Below are 10,886 nucleotides of genomic sequence, written 5' to 3' on the forward strand. Positions count from 1 at the left end.
ACGATCTCGCCGCGCGTCTTGAACGCGGCGCGGTTGACGATCAGCCGCGAGGTAACCTCCATGATCGTCTCGACCTCGACCAGCCCGTTTTCCTTGAGCGTCCGGCCCGAGGACACCAGATCGACGATGCGCGGCGCGAGGCCGAGCAGCGGGGCCAATTCCATCGCGCCGTTCAACTTGACGCATTCCGCCGAAACCCCGCGGCGCGCGAAATAGGCTTCGGTGACATGCGGATATTTGGTCGCGACGCGGACATGGCTCCAGCCGCGTGGATCGTCGATCGCCGCCAGCGCGGCGGGCTCGGCAACCGACAGGCGGCAATGGCCGATGCCGAGATCGACCGGCGCGTACAGCTCGGAATAATCGAACTCCGCGAGCACGTCGGACCCGACGATGCCGAGTTGCGCCGCGCCGTGCGCGACGAAGGTGGCGACGTCGAACGCGCGGACGCGGATCAAATCGATTCCGGGATTGTTGGTGGTGAAGCGCAGCGCGCGGCTATCCTCATCGCTGAAGGCGGCTTCGGGCAGGATTCCGGCGGCGGCGAGCAGCGGAATCGCCTCGGCGAGGATGCGGCCCTTGGGGACGGCGATAATGATGGGGTCGGGCATGATGACCGGGCTTTACGTGGGGGGCGGGGTGGGCGCAACACATGCCGTCGGTGGAGAAAATCAATCATGGCGGATGAGAAAACCAATCGCGGTGCCTTCCTGATCCAGCAGCATTATTGCGATGCCAATGCCGCACCCATTTATGGCCGCATGTGCGGCGCGCTGGCGGCGGGGCTGACGCGCGATACGGCGATCGGCGCGCGGATCCTAGATTGGCCGGGCGAGCCGACGCGCGATGCGCTGCCATTGCGGCTGTTCGGCGGGCTGCATGCGCTGGTGTTGCGCGGTGCCGATGACGCGCTGGCGGCGGTTTATGCGGGTGCGGTGACGGGGGAGGCCGAGATTCTCCCGATCTTAGAACGCGTGCTGGGCGAGCAGGAGGCGGCGTTGATGCCGTGGCTCGACGGGCCGCCGCAGACCAATGAACCGGGGCGATCGGGCGCGCTGATGCTGGGGCTGATCGAGATTGCGCGGGCGTGCGGACCGAAGATCGAGCTGCTCGAGATCGGGTCGAGCGCGGGGCTCAATTTGCTGATCGATCGCTATCGCTTCGATCTCGGCGGGAGCGTGTCGGGGCCGGGGGATGCGCCGGTGACGATCACGCCGGAATGGAAAGGCCCGCCCGCGCCAGCGGTGCCGGTCGCGATCGTATCGGTGCGCGGGTGCGACGTGAACCCGATGGACGCGACCGATCCGGCGGTCGCGGCGCGGCTGGCCGCCTATGGCTGGCCCGAGACGCCCGCGCGCCTCACGCGGGTGCGCGCAGCGATCGCCATGCTGGCGGAGCGCGGGGTCGATCTGGTGGAGGCGGATGCGGCCGACTGGATCGAGGCGCGGCTCGCCGAACCGCAGGCCGCTGGCGTGACGCGCGTGCTGATGCATTCGGTCGTGTGGCAATATCTGCCCGAGCCGGTGGCGGAGCGGATTCGCGTGGCGATGCAAGCCGCGGGCGCGGCGGCGACGGCGGAGCGCCCGCTCGGCTGGGTGATGATGGAGCCGGATCGGGCGCTGGGGCATCAAGTGATCCGCGCGCGCTCCAAGCCGGGGGATGGCGCGTGGGTGACGGTGGGCACGAGCCACGCGCATGGGACATGGATCGATACGAGCGGGCAGGTCGGCTATGCCGCGCCGGGGGCGGCTTTGCCCGAGGCGGCGCGGGTTAAGGTCTAAATCCTCCCCGTGTCGGGGAGGATTAAGAAGGCAACCACCCCCGGATCGCCGCGACCACCGCGTCCGGCGCTTCCCACGGGACGAAATGCCCGGCGTCGACCTTCACCAGCGTGAGGGCGGGGACGTAGCGCTCCAATCCCTTGAGCTGGCTCGGCAGCAGCGCCGCATCGCCCAAGCCCCACACCACCAGCACCGGCTGTGGCATGGGCGGGAAGGGGCCGTCGAGGAAGGCGGGGCGAGTGGGCGTCTCGTCCATTGCTGGCACGATAATCGGGCTGGCGCGGTACCAGTTGAGCATCGCGGTCAGCGCGCCGCTCTGCCCCCATTGGTCGAGATAGATCGGCTTTTCGTCGGCGATCCGGTCGAAATCGGTGTGGCGCAGGAAGCTCGATTTGAAAAAGGCGGGGAGGCCGATCCGCGCGATATGCGCCTCGAAATCCGGGTTGCGGAAGGCGGTGATGTACTGGCTCGCTTCGCGCTGCGCCATGTCGTCGAACAGCGTCTTCTGGAAGATGAAGGGGTGCGGCGCGTTGACGATGACGAGGCGCGTGATGCGCGCCGGATTGTTGAGCGCCGCCATCCACGCGATCGCGCCGCCCCAATCGTGGCCGACGAGCGTGAAGGTCGTCAGCCCGAAATGGTCGGCGAGCGCGAGCAGATCGGCGACCAGGTGGGCGGGTTTGTAGGCGTCGACGCCTTCTGGCTTGGAGGAACGCGCGAAGCCGCGCTGATCGGGCGCGATGACGAAATGGTCGGTGGCGAGCTGCGGGATCACGTGCCGCCACGTGCGGTGCGATTCGGGGAAGCCGTGAAGCAGAATCATCGGCGGGTTCGCGGGGTCGCCGGCGGTGGCGACGTCGAGCGTTACGCCGGTGGGGAGGGGGATCGAGGTTAGGGTGAAGGCGGGCATCTCGTTCTCATGTCTCCCCTCCTTGGAAGGGAGGGGCTGGGGGTGGGTTGGTGTGGGGCGGGCGTGGCGTTCGATAACGGGCCGACCCACCCCCGACCCCTCCCTTTCAGGGAGGGGAGGGAAATTTACGGATAGCTCACCGTCTTCGGCACCGCCGGAATCGGGATCCATTCCGTGTCATCGCCCGGTACCGTGGCGAATTCGCCCGCGGTCCAGGCGCGCTTGGCTTCGGCGATGCGGTCCTGCCTGGACGACACGAAGTTCCACCAGACATGGCGCGGCGTGGTGAAGGCCTCGCCACCGCACAGCATCGCGCGGGCACCCGTCGCCGAGCGCAGCGTCGCCGCTACGCCGGGCTTGAGCACATAGAGCGTCATCGGTTCGAGCGTCATGCCGTCGAGCGTCGCTTCGCCGAGCGCGATATAGATCGCGCGCTCATCAGCAGCGGCGTCGATCGGCACGCTGCCGCCGGCATCGAGCACGATGTCGGCATAGATCGTCGCGGCATAGGTCGTGGTCGGTGCGGTGACGCCCCACAGGCTCCCCATCACGACGCGCGCCCGCGCACCCGGCGTTTCGACCGTGGGCAGATCGGCGCGCGCGACATGCTCGAACGCCGGGGCCATCTCCTCATCGGCCTCGGGCAGCGCAAGCCAGGTCTGGATTCCCGACAGGGCGGGGCCGATCGCACGCTCGGCACTGGGCGAGCGTTCGGAGTGCACGATGCCGTGTCCGGCGGTCATCAGATTGACCGCGCCGGGTTCGATCACCGCCACGCTGCCGACCGAATCGCGGTGCGCGATCGCGCCTTCGAAGAGGTAGGTGACGGTGGCGAGGTTGATGTGCGGGTGCGGCCGCACGTCGATCCCCTCACCGACCGAGAGCCGCGCCGGGCCCATCTGATCGAAAAAGATGAACGGGCCGACCATCGTGCGCGGGCGCGAGGGGAGCGTGCGATGCACCTTGAAGCCGCCGAGATCATGCGTGACGGGGGTGATCGTTTGCAGGATCATATCGTCGTTGGTCATGCAGCCGCCTCCATCTGATCGAGGATCTCGGCGAGGTCTTCGGGAAAATAGGGTTCGTCGTGCGCGGCGAGGGCCGCTTGCGAAAACCACTGCCAGCGCGTCATCACGCGCTGTTCGAGCGCGGTATGGCCGCCCGTGTCGATCTCCGCGGCATCGGTGCGAACGAGGAAATAGCGTTCGTCGGCGCTGACCGGCACGCCCTCGATCGTGATGAATTCGACGTGGCGCTGGAACAGTTCGGGACCGCAATCGCGATCGAGCCCGGTTTCCTCGCGCAGCTCGCGTCGCGCGGCCTGCGCGTAGTTTTCGCCGGGATCGACCGCGCCGCCCGGCGTGCACCAGAAAGGCGGGCGGTCGCTCGGCGTGAAGCGGAACAGCAGCACGCGGCCCTGCGGATCAAGCAGCAGGATCCGCGCGGCGGGGCGCAGCGCGCGGGTCATTCGCCGGGCGCGGTGGCGCGGATCGCGAGCGCGTGAATACGCGTCGCGAGCAAATCGGCAAGCGCGGTGTTGATCAGCCGCTGCCGCGCGACGCGGTTGAGGCCGGTGAACGCGGCGCTCTCGACCGTGACCGAGAAATGCGATTCGCCCGTCCCGTCATCGCCCATATGCCCGGCATGCTGCGCACTGTCGTTGGAGATATGGAGATTGGTGGGGACAAGTGCTGCGTCGAGGCGCTCACGCATTTCGTCGACGATCGGGCGGGGGGCGGTGGCGGGCTGGTTCATCGCGCCTATATAGACCGTTTTTGGATTTGAGGGAGCCGCGTTGGCGCGCGAAGACGACAAGAAACGCGAGAAGCCCTCGCCCCGTTTCCACGGCCGGGTCGAGGGGAGTGGCCGTGCGTGCGAGGAAGCCGGGTGCGCGGCCGCTGGCGAATTCCGCGCGCCACCGGCCGAGGGCTCGAGCTATGGCGCGGAGGGGCCGCGACCGTATCGCTGGTTCTGCCTCGACCATGTCCGCGCCTTCAACACGCGCTACAATTTCTTCACCGGCATGAGCGCGGAGGAAATCCACGCACAGCAGCGCCCGTTTGCCGGATGGGAGCGCGAAACGCGCGCGTTTGCGCATTCGGGTGCCGATGTGCCGCCGAAATGGGCCGATTTCACCGACCCGCTCGACGCGATCGGTGCGCGCTTCCGGCGCGCGGCGGAGATGGCGCGCGCAGACGGGCGGCCCTTGTCGGAGCAGGACCGGCGCTCGCTGAAAGTGCTCGGGCTGGCGGCGGACGTCGACCGCCGCGGCCTGCGGGTTCGCTATGCCGAACTGGTGCGGAAGTATCACCCGGATCGCAATGGCGGCGACCGCAGCTTTGAGGCGAAGCTGCAGGACGTGATCGCGGCGTATACGCAGCTGAAGGGTGCGGCGGCGTTTGTGTGAGCGGGGCGATCTTGCGGACCACGCTCCTTCAGGTTCTTGCGCCCACCAGCGCGAACGTCGCGCCTTGCGGATCGACGCCGACCATCGAGAAATCGCCGCCGGGAATTGCGGTCGGCGGCTGGATGATGCTGCCCCCGTTCGCGGTCACCGCGGCAACCGCCACATCGATGTCGGGCACGCGGAAATAATAGGTCCAGGCCGAGAACGGCATATGCGGAAGCTTGGGCATGACCGCGCCGATCATCCCGTGGCCGGGGGGCGAACCGTCGGGCGCGCGTCCGGCGTGGCGCAGGAATTGGTATGTGCCGAGCGGACCCATGTCCATTTCGCCATCCTTCACCCAGCCGAAACGCTGGCCGTAGAAATGGAGCGCGGCGGCCGGATCGGCCGAGCATAGCTCGTTCCACGCGCAGTGCCCGGGGCGAGGCATATCATAGGAAAAGGCCACGCTGGTGGCATCAGGCGTGTCGGCGGGCGGCGTTGACGTCATGATGTAGAAGGCGGCACCTTGCGGATCGGCGACGAAGGCGATGCGACCGACGCCGGGGATATCCCATGGGGCGATATGCACCGCGCCGCCGCCAGCGGCGATCGATCCCGCCATCGCATCGATATTGTCGACCATGATGTAGCCGAGCCAGGCGGCGCGCGCACCGCCCGCTTGCATTTCGGGGGTCAGCGGCATCAACCCTGCGACCGGGCCATTGGCCGATGAGATCATGCGATAGTCGAGCTGCCCGCTTGAGGTGGCCTCGATCTCCCAGCCCACGACCTTTTGATAGAAGTCGCGCGCGCCATCGGCGTCGGGGGTGATCAGTTCATACCAGATCCAGTCGCCATGATGGTTTGCCATCTCATTGCTCCAGCACGAGGACGGGATCGAACCCGCCGAAGATCATGCGCTTGCCGTCGAACGGGATCGGCGTGTCGCGCATCCGCGGATCGTCGCGCATCGTGTCGAACGCCGCATCGCGCGTCGCCTTGTCGGGCCATTCGATCCACGAAAAGGCGATTGTCTCGTCGCTGGTCGCGGCGACCGCGCGCGCGAAATCGGTGACCGTGCCCGCCGGCACGTCATCGCCCCACCCCTCGACGATGCGCGTCGCGCCGAGTTCGAGGAACATTGCATCGACGATGCGCGCATGGTCGATCAAGGCCTGCTTCTTGTCGCTCGGCACCGGGATCACGAAACCGTCGATATACATGGAGCGTCTCCAATTTTTGGCAGTTTGGCGGGCGTTGGCCGTTTAGGCGGCGGATTGGTTTTGGTGCATCGCCGCGACCGCCGCATCCCTATCGATCCACATCGGACCAAAGCCGTTGCCGTCGGGATCCTCGACCCCGCGCGAGTACATGAAGCCGATATCCTCGGCGCCGTGGACCTCGCGCCCGCCGGCGGCGATCGCGGCGGCGGCGAAGGCATCGACCGCGTCACGCGTGTCGAACGACAAAGCGAACAGCGCCGCGCTGCTGGTCTTCGCATCGCCCGGCGGCTTGGGGGTGAGGGTGCGGTAGAGGTCATGGCCGAGCAGGTTAAACGTAACCGCGTCGGACCAGATCATCGATGCGGCACCGTCGTTGGAGAAAAGTGGTTCCCTGGTGCAGCCGATTGCTTCGTAGAAAGCGGTCGCCGCAGCGACGTCGGCCACGGGCAGGCTGATGAAGATGCTCTTTGTCATCGCGCCATTCTCCTGTGCGACTCGCTGTTTGCCTTTGATGCCGACGTACGTTATTAAAAGCAACTATGAAGTTAGAAAAAGTGACTAAACGTGCCGGGCGCGCGACGAAGCGCTGGTATGACGATGCCTGCGGCACCGCGCTGGCGCTGGAATTGGTGGGGGAGCGCTGGTCGCTGCTGATCGTACGCGAATTGATGTTCGGGCCGCGCCGCTTCGGCGAAGTGCGCGGCGGCCTGCCCGGAGTCAGCGCCAATGTGCTGACGCAGCGGCTTGAGGGGATGGAGCGCGTCGGGATCCTTGCGCGGCGCAAGCTGCCGCCGCCCGCGTCGGTGCAAGTCTATGAATTGACGGCGCTTGGGCTTTCGGCCGAGGTCGCGATCCAGGAATTGGGGCGCTGGGCGGCGCAATCGCCGCTGCACGATCCGACGCTGCCGTTCAGTGCCGCCTCGGCGATGCTGTCGTTCCGCACGATGATCGACCGCAGCCGCAGCGGCACGTTCGACGCAACCGTCGGATTCCGCTTCGGCCATGACGGCTTTGTCGCGGTGGTGGACGCCAGCGGCATTGCGATTCGGCGCGGCGACCCCCAAGCGGTGGATGTGCTGTTCGACACCGACCCGGCGACGCTCGCTTCGGTCGTCTATGGCGGTCGCCCGATCGCCGATGCCGAAGCCGCCGGGACGCTACGGATTACGGGCGACCGCACGCGCGCCGAAGTCTTCGTGACGCTATTCCCCTTGCCGGCGAAGCTGGGTTCTTGAGTCCGCGCCCATCCTTGGCCTAAGGCTGTTGCCATGACGAACATTCCCAACACCCAACCCGACAGCCGCGAGACGACGATCCTCGACGCGCCCGACCAGATGAAAAAGGTCCGCGACCTGTTCGGGATCGATTCGGACATGGAAGTTCCTGCCTTCTCGCTCGCCGATGAGCGCGTACCCGATCTCGACCCGGCCTATGTCTTTGACGGCGACACCACGCTCGCGATTTGCGCCGGGTTCGCGCACAATCGCCGCGTGATGGTGCAGGGCTATCACGGCACCGGCAAATCGACGCATATCGAACAGGTCGCGGCGCGGCTCAACTGGCCGTGCATCCGCATCAATCTGGACGCGCATATCAGCCGGATCGATCTGGTCGGACGCGATGCGATCGTGCTGAAAAACGGCCAGCAAATCACCGAATTCCGCGAGGGGCTTCTCCCTTGGGCGTTGCAGACGCCGACCGCCTTGGTGTTCGACGAATATGATGCGGGCCGCCCCGACGTGATGTTCGTGATTCAGCGCGTGCTCGAAACCGAGGGCAAATTGACGCTGCTCGACCAGAATCGCGTGATCCGCCCGAACCCGTTCTTCCGCCTGTTCGCCACCGCCAACACGGTGGGCCTGGGCGACACCAGCGGGCTGTATCATGGCACGCAGCAGATCAACCAGGGCCAGATGGACCGCTGGAACATCGTGGTGACGCTCAATTATCTGCCGGCCAAGGTCGAGGCGCAGATCGTGCTCGCCAAATCGGGCGAATATGACAAGCCCGAGGGCAAGGCGCAGGTCGATAACATGGTGCGCGTGGCCGATCTGACGCGGCGTGGCTTCATCAATGGCGACATCTCGACCGTGATGAGCCCGAGGACGGTGATTACCTGGGCGCAGAACACGCTGATCTTCGGCGATGTCGGTTTTGCGTTCCGCCTGTCCTTCCTCAACAAATGCGACGAGACCGAGCGCGCCTTGGTCGCCGAATATTATCAGCGCGTGTTCGGCAAGGATTTGCCCGAGAGCGTGGTCGGCGCCGGCAAGGCCACGGCATGATCCTCGCCTTGCTCCTGCAGGCCGCCGTTGCCCCGCCCGTGCCGTGGGCGGTGACGACCAAGGTCGATGCGGCGAGCAAGGCGACGACGAGCTCGGCTTGGTCACTCGACAATAGCGCGCGGCTTGTCGTGCGGTGCGACGTGACGAGCGAGAAGATCGTTTCGATCCAGTTCATTCCCAAGCCCGGTTTTGCCGCCGCGCTGCCGCGCCCGGTATCGATCAAGGCCGATGACGATGGCTGGCTCGGCACCAACTGGCAGTTTCCGGGTGCCGGCGCGTTCATCAGCCAGGACGTGATCGTCACCAATCTCGCGGTCGTGATCGCGCACGGCAAGACGATCCACGTCCGTGTGATCGACCCCGACAATGCGGTGGTCGAGGCGCACTTCACCGGCCCGGGCGAGGCCCCGATCCGGCAGGTGCTGAAGGCATGCGACTATGAATTCGGCGTTGCTCCGCCGCGCTTTGCGGTGCCCGTCGCCCCTGCCGCCACGCCCGATGCCAAGCGTGCGCCCGACCCCGACGAGGATCAGTAACGCGTGACCATATCCACCCCGACTTTGGGCCGCCTCAACCATGTCGGCGTGGCGACGCCGTCGATCGAACGCTCGGTCACGATGTACCGCGATCTGCTCGGCGCGACCGTGATCGGCGCGCCGTTCGATTTGCCCGCGCAAGGCGTGAAAGTGTGCTTCATCGACACGCCCAACACACAGATCGAACTGATCGAGCCGTATGACGACAGTTCGCCGATCGCGGGGTTCCTGCGCAAGAATCCGGCGGGGGGGCAGCATCATGTCTGCTTCGAAGTGCCCGATATCGCGGCGGCGGTCGCCGATCTCAAGGCCAAGGGCGCGACCGTGCTGGGCGAGCCGCGCATCGGCGCGCACGGCACGCCGATCGTGTTCGTCCACCCCAAGGACATGGGCGGCGTGCTGGTCGAGCTGATGGAAACGCCCGACCACTAGCGCCGGGCCGGCTAAGGGAATATCGTGCCGCCATGAACAAGCCCGTTCCCGATCTTCGCCCGGACGACGATCTTGGTCCGCTGGACAAGCACGGCCAGCAAATCTGGTCGCCGGAAGAGGCGGCCGCGATTACGCGGTTGACCGCCGATCCCGAATATTGGGCCGGCGTCGAGGAGGGGCTCGCCGATATCGCAGCGGGGCGTTGCTACACGCCTGAAGAAGTCGCGACGCACATGGCGGACCTGAAGCAACGCTGGTTGGCCGAACGCGGCTTGTGAGGTTGGTCTGGACGGCGCGCGGTCGGGGCGACCTTGCCCGGATTTGGCTGTTTCTGGCCGAGCATGACACCGAAGTCGCTGACCGCGTCACCCGCGAGATTCAGGCGCGATCTGAACGCCTCGCTGACTTTCCGAGAATTGCGCCGGTCGTGGCGCGCAATATCCGGCAGTGGTCGATTCCGAAGCTTGGTTATCTCGTGACATATTGTATCGCAGACGACCATATCCGCATCGTCCGCGTTCATCACGCCCGCGAACACAGGGAGACCCCATGACCTACGAAATGATTCTGAGCGAGCGGCGCGGTGACGTGCTGGTGGTGACGCTAAACCGGCCCGAGCGGCTCAATGCCGCACCGCCGGAAGCGTTCGTGGAGATCGCGCACGCCATCGCCAATCTCGACGGCGCACGCGCGGTGTTGTTCGCAGGGTCGGGCCGCGCGTTTTGTTCGGGCGCGGATGTCGGTGGCGGCGCGCTCGGCAGCGATGACCCCGGCAACACCACCTTCAAGGCGCTGACCGAAAGCTATAATCCGACGATGGCGGCGATTGCCGATCTCGGCGTGCCGGTGGTGAGCGCAGTGCGCGGGCCGGCGGCGGGGATTGGCTGCAGCCTCGCGCTGGCCGCCGATTTTTGCGTGGCGAGCGAGACGGCGTATTTCCTCCAGGCGTTCGTCAATATCGGGCTGGTCCCGGATGGCGGGGCGAGCTGGATGCTGCCGCGCCTGATCGGCCGCGCGCGGGCAAGCGAGATGATGCTGCTGGGCGAGAAGGTCGCGGCGGCCAAGGCGCTCGACTGGGGGATGATCCATAAGGTCGTCGCCGACGACGCGCTCGACGCCGAGGCGTTGGCACTGGCCGAGCGGCTGGCGGCGGGGCCGACCGTCGCGATCGGCCTGATGCGGCGGCAAATTCGCAGCGCCTATGAGAGCGATTATGCCTCGGCGATGCTGCACGAGGCAGAGAATCAGCGCGCGGCGCGCGGCACCACGGATTCGATCGAGGGCGGCCTTGCCTTCCTGCAAAAGCGCAAGGCGGCGTTCCGGGGGGCGT

General features: G+C 66.5%; 17 protein-coding genes. 9 read left to right on the forward strand and 8 right to left on the reverse strand.

Going from position 1 to position 10,886, the window contains the following annotated elements; translation table 11 throughout:
* Nucleotides 1-611 (reverse strand): ATP phosphoribosyltransferase (gene hisG / locus ABWP09_RS04050; RefSeq protein WP_353203876.1); only part of this gene is annotated, 611 nt, incomplete at its 3' end.
* A 66-nt stretch (nucleotides 612-677) separates the two neighbouring features.
* On the opposite strand from hisG, the gene ABWP09_RS04055 reads away from it, so the two are divergent.
* Nucleotides 678-1,781: a DUF2332 domain-containing protein gene (locus ABWP09_RS04055; protein ID WP_353203877.1), complete on the forward strand. Its 1,104-nt coding sequence runs from the start codon at nucleotides 678-680 to the stop codon at nucleotides 1,779-1,781.
* 22 nt (nucleotides 1,782-1,803) lie between these two features.
* Here the strand turns inward: ABWP09_RS04055 and ABWP09_RS04060 are convergent, their stop codons facing one another.
* The 4 genes from ABWP09_RS04060 to ABWP09_RS04075 all read right to left on the reverse strand — a co-directional run bounded on the left by ABWP09_RS04060 (nucleotide 1,804) and on the right by ABWP09_RS04075 (nucleotide 4,446).
* Entirely contained in the window at nucleotides 1,804-2,691 is an 888-nt protein-coding gene (locus ABWP09_RS04060; RefSeq protein ID WP_353203878.1) for an alpha/beta fold hydrolase, read from the reverse strand.
* 125 nt (nucleotides 2,692-2,816) lie between these two features.
* Nucleotides 2,817-3,719 (reverse strand): pirin family protein, encoded by a 903-nt coding sequence (locus ABWP09_RS04065; RefSeq protein WP_353203879.1) that lies wholly within the window; start codon nucleotides 3,717-3,719, stop codon nucleotides 2,817-2,819.
* On the reverse strand, nucleotides 3,716-4,159 hold the full coding sequence (locus ABWP09_RS04070) for an NUDIX hydrolase (protein WP_353203880.1): 444 nt from the start codon (nucleotides 4,157-4,159) through the stop codon (nucleotides 3,716-3,718). The genes ABWP09_RS04065 and ABWP09_RS04070 overlap by 4 nt, the downstream gene beginning before the upstream one ends.
* On the reverse strand, nucleotides 4,156-4,446 hold the full coding sequence (locus tag ABWP09_RS04075; protein WP_353203881.1) for a BolA family protein: 291 nt from the start codon (nucleotides 4,444-4,446) through the stop codon (nucleotides 4,156-4,158). The genes ABWP09_RS04070 and ABWP09_RS04075 overlap by 4 nt, the downstream gene beginning before the upstream one ends.
* A 40-nt stretch (nucleotides 4,447-4,486) precedes the next feature.
* Between ABWP09_RS04075 and ABWP09_RS04080 the strand changes: the two genes are divergently transcribed.
* Nucleotides 4,487-5,098: a J domain-containing protein gene (locus tag ABWP09_RS04080; protein WP_353203882.1), complete on the forward strand. Its 612-nt coding sequence runs from the start codon at nucleotides 4,487-4,489 to the stop codon at nucleotides 5,096-5,098.
* A 28-nt stretch (nucleotides 5,099-5,126) separates the two neighbouring features.
* Here the strand turns inward: ABWP09_RS04080 and ABWP09_RS04085 are convergent, their stop codons facing one another.
* The 3 genes from ABWP09_RS04085 to ABWP09_RS04095 are packed head-to-tail and all read right to left on the reverse strand — an operon-like array spanning nucleotide 5,127 to nucleotide 6,777.
* Nucleotides 5,127-5,951, reverse strand: a complete 825-nt coding sequence (locus tag ABWP09_RS04085) for a VOC family protein (protein WP_353203883.1) — start codon at nucleotides 5,949-5,951, stop codon at nucleotides 5,127-5,129.
* Between the two features lies 1 nt (nucleotide 5,952).
* Nucleotides 5,953-6,303 carry a DUF1428 domain-containing protein gene (locus ABWP09_RS04090; protein WP_353203884.1) on the reverse strand — a complete coding sequence of 117 codons (351 nt, stop codon included), beginning with the start codon at nucleotides 6,301-6,303 and terminating at the stop codon, nucleotides 5,953-5,955.
* Between the two features lie 42 nt (nucleotides 6,304-6,345).
* Entirely contained in the window at nucleotides 6,346-6,777 is a 432-nt protein-coding gene (locus tag ABWP09_RS04095; protein ID WP_353203885.1) for a VOC family protein, read from the reverse strand.
* Nucleotides 6,778-6,857: 80 nt separating this feature from the next.
* On the opposite strand from ABWP09_RS04095, the gene ABWP09_RS04100 reads away from it, so the two are divergent.
* The 7 genes from ABWP09_RS04100 to ABWP09_RS04130 form a co-directional block, all read left to right on the forward strand.
* Nucleotides 6,858-7,538: a winged helix-turn-helix transcriptional regulator gene (locus ABWP09_RS04100; protein WP_353203886.1), complete on the forward strand. Its 681-nt coding sequence runs from the start codon at nucleotides 6,858-6,860 to the stop codon at nucleotides 7,536-7,538.
* Nucleotides 7,539-7,571: 33 nt separating this feature from the next.
* Nucleotides 7,572-8,588: a cobaltochelatase subunit CobS gene (gene cobS / locus ABWP09_RS04105; protein ID WP_353203887.1), complete on the forward strand. Its 1,017-nt coding sequence runs from the start codon at nucleotides 7,572-7,574 to the stop codon at nucleotides 8,586-8,588.
* Nucleotides 8,585-9,124: a hypothetical protein gene (locus ABWP09_RS04110; protein WP_353203888.1), complete on the forward strand. Its 540-nt coding sequence runs from the start codon at nucleotides 8,585-8,587 to the stop codon at nucleotides 9,122-9,124. Before cobS ends, ABWP09_RS04110 begins: the two co-directional genes overlap by 4 nt.
* A gap of 9 nt (nucleotides 9,125-9,133) precedes the next feature.
* Nucleotides 9,134-9,556 (forward strand): methylmalonyl-CoA epimerase, encoded by a 423-nt coding sequence (gene mce / locus ABWP09_RS04115; protein WP_353203896.1) that lies wholly within the window; start codon nucleotides 9,134-9,136, stop codon nucleotides 9,554-9,556.
* 32 nt (nucleotides 9,557-9,588) lie between these two features.
* Complete coding sequence (locus ABWP09_RS04120) at nucleotides 9,589-9,834, forward strand: hypothetical protein (RefSeq protein WP_353203889.1); 246 nt, start codon at nucleotides 9,589-9,591, stop codon at nucleotides 9,832-9,834.
* A complete protein-coding gene (locus ABWP09_RS04125) occupies nucleotides 9,831-10,109 on the forward strand; it encodes a type II toxin-antitoxin system RelE/ParE family toxin (RefSeq protein WP_353203890.1) in 279 nt (92 codons plus the stop codon). Before ABWP09_RS04120 ends, ABWP09_RS04125 begins: the two co-directional genes overlap by 4 nt.
* Nucleotides 10,106-10,886, forward strand: a 781-nt coding sequence (locus tag ABWP09_RS04130) for an enoyl-CoA hydratase-related protein (RefSeq protein ID WP_353203891.1), incomplete at its 3' end; no start/stop codon positions are given. The genes ABWP09_RS04125 and ABWP09_RS04130, both read left to right, overlap by 4 nt.

It is taken from the genome of Sphingomonas sp. (assembly GCF_040398505.1).
Taxonomy (GTDB): domain Bacteria; phylum Pseudomonadota; class Alphaproteobacteria; order Sphingomonadales; family Sphingomonadaceae; genus Sphingomonas.

Coding starts and splice junctions, on each gene's coding strand:
- ABWP09_RS04065 (WP_353203879.1), bottom strand. CDS start 3,719: ATGACCAACGACGATATGATCCTGCAAACGATCACCCCCGTCACGCAT.
- ABWP09_RS04090 (WP_353203884.1), bottom strand. CDS start 6,303: ATGTATATCGACGGTTTCGTGATCCCGGTGCCGAGCGACAAGAAGCAG.
- ABWP09_RS04110 (WP_353203888.1), top strand. CDS start 8,585: ATGATCCTCGCCTTGCTCCTGCAGGCCGCCGTTGCCCCGCCCGTGCCG.
- ABWP09_RS04070 (WP_353203880.1), bottom strand. CDS start 4,159: ATGACCCGCGCGCTGCGCCCCGCCGCGCGGATCCTGCTGCTTGATCCG.
- ABWP09_RS04060 (WP_353203878.1), bottom strand. CDS start 2,691: ATGCCCGCCTTCACCCTAACCTCGATCCCCCTCCCCACCGGCGTAACG.
- ABWP09_RS04055 (WP_353203877.1), top strand. CDS start 678: ATGGCGGATGAGAAAACCAATCGCGGTGCCTTCCTGATCCAGCAGCAT.
- ABWP09_RS04075 (WP_353203881.1), bottom strand. CDS start 4,446: ATGAACCAGCCCGCCACCGCCCCCCGCCCGATCGTCGACGAAATGCGT.
- ABWP09_RS04120 (WP_353203889.1), top strand. CDS start 9,589: ATGAACAAGCCCGTTCCCGATCTTCGCCCGGACGACGATCTTGGTCCG.
- cobS (WP_353203887.1), top strand. CDS start 7,572: ATGACGAACATTCCCAACACCCAACCCGACAGCCGCGAGACGACGATC.
- ABWP09_RS04095 (WP_353203885.1), bottom strand. CDS start 6,777: ATGACAAAGAGCATCTTCATCAGCCTGCCCGTGGCCGACGTCGCTGCG.
- ABWP09_RS04085 (WP_353203883.1), bottom strand. CDS start 5,951: ATGGCAAACCATCATGGCGACTGGATCTGGTATGAACTGATCACCCCC.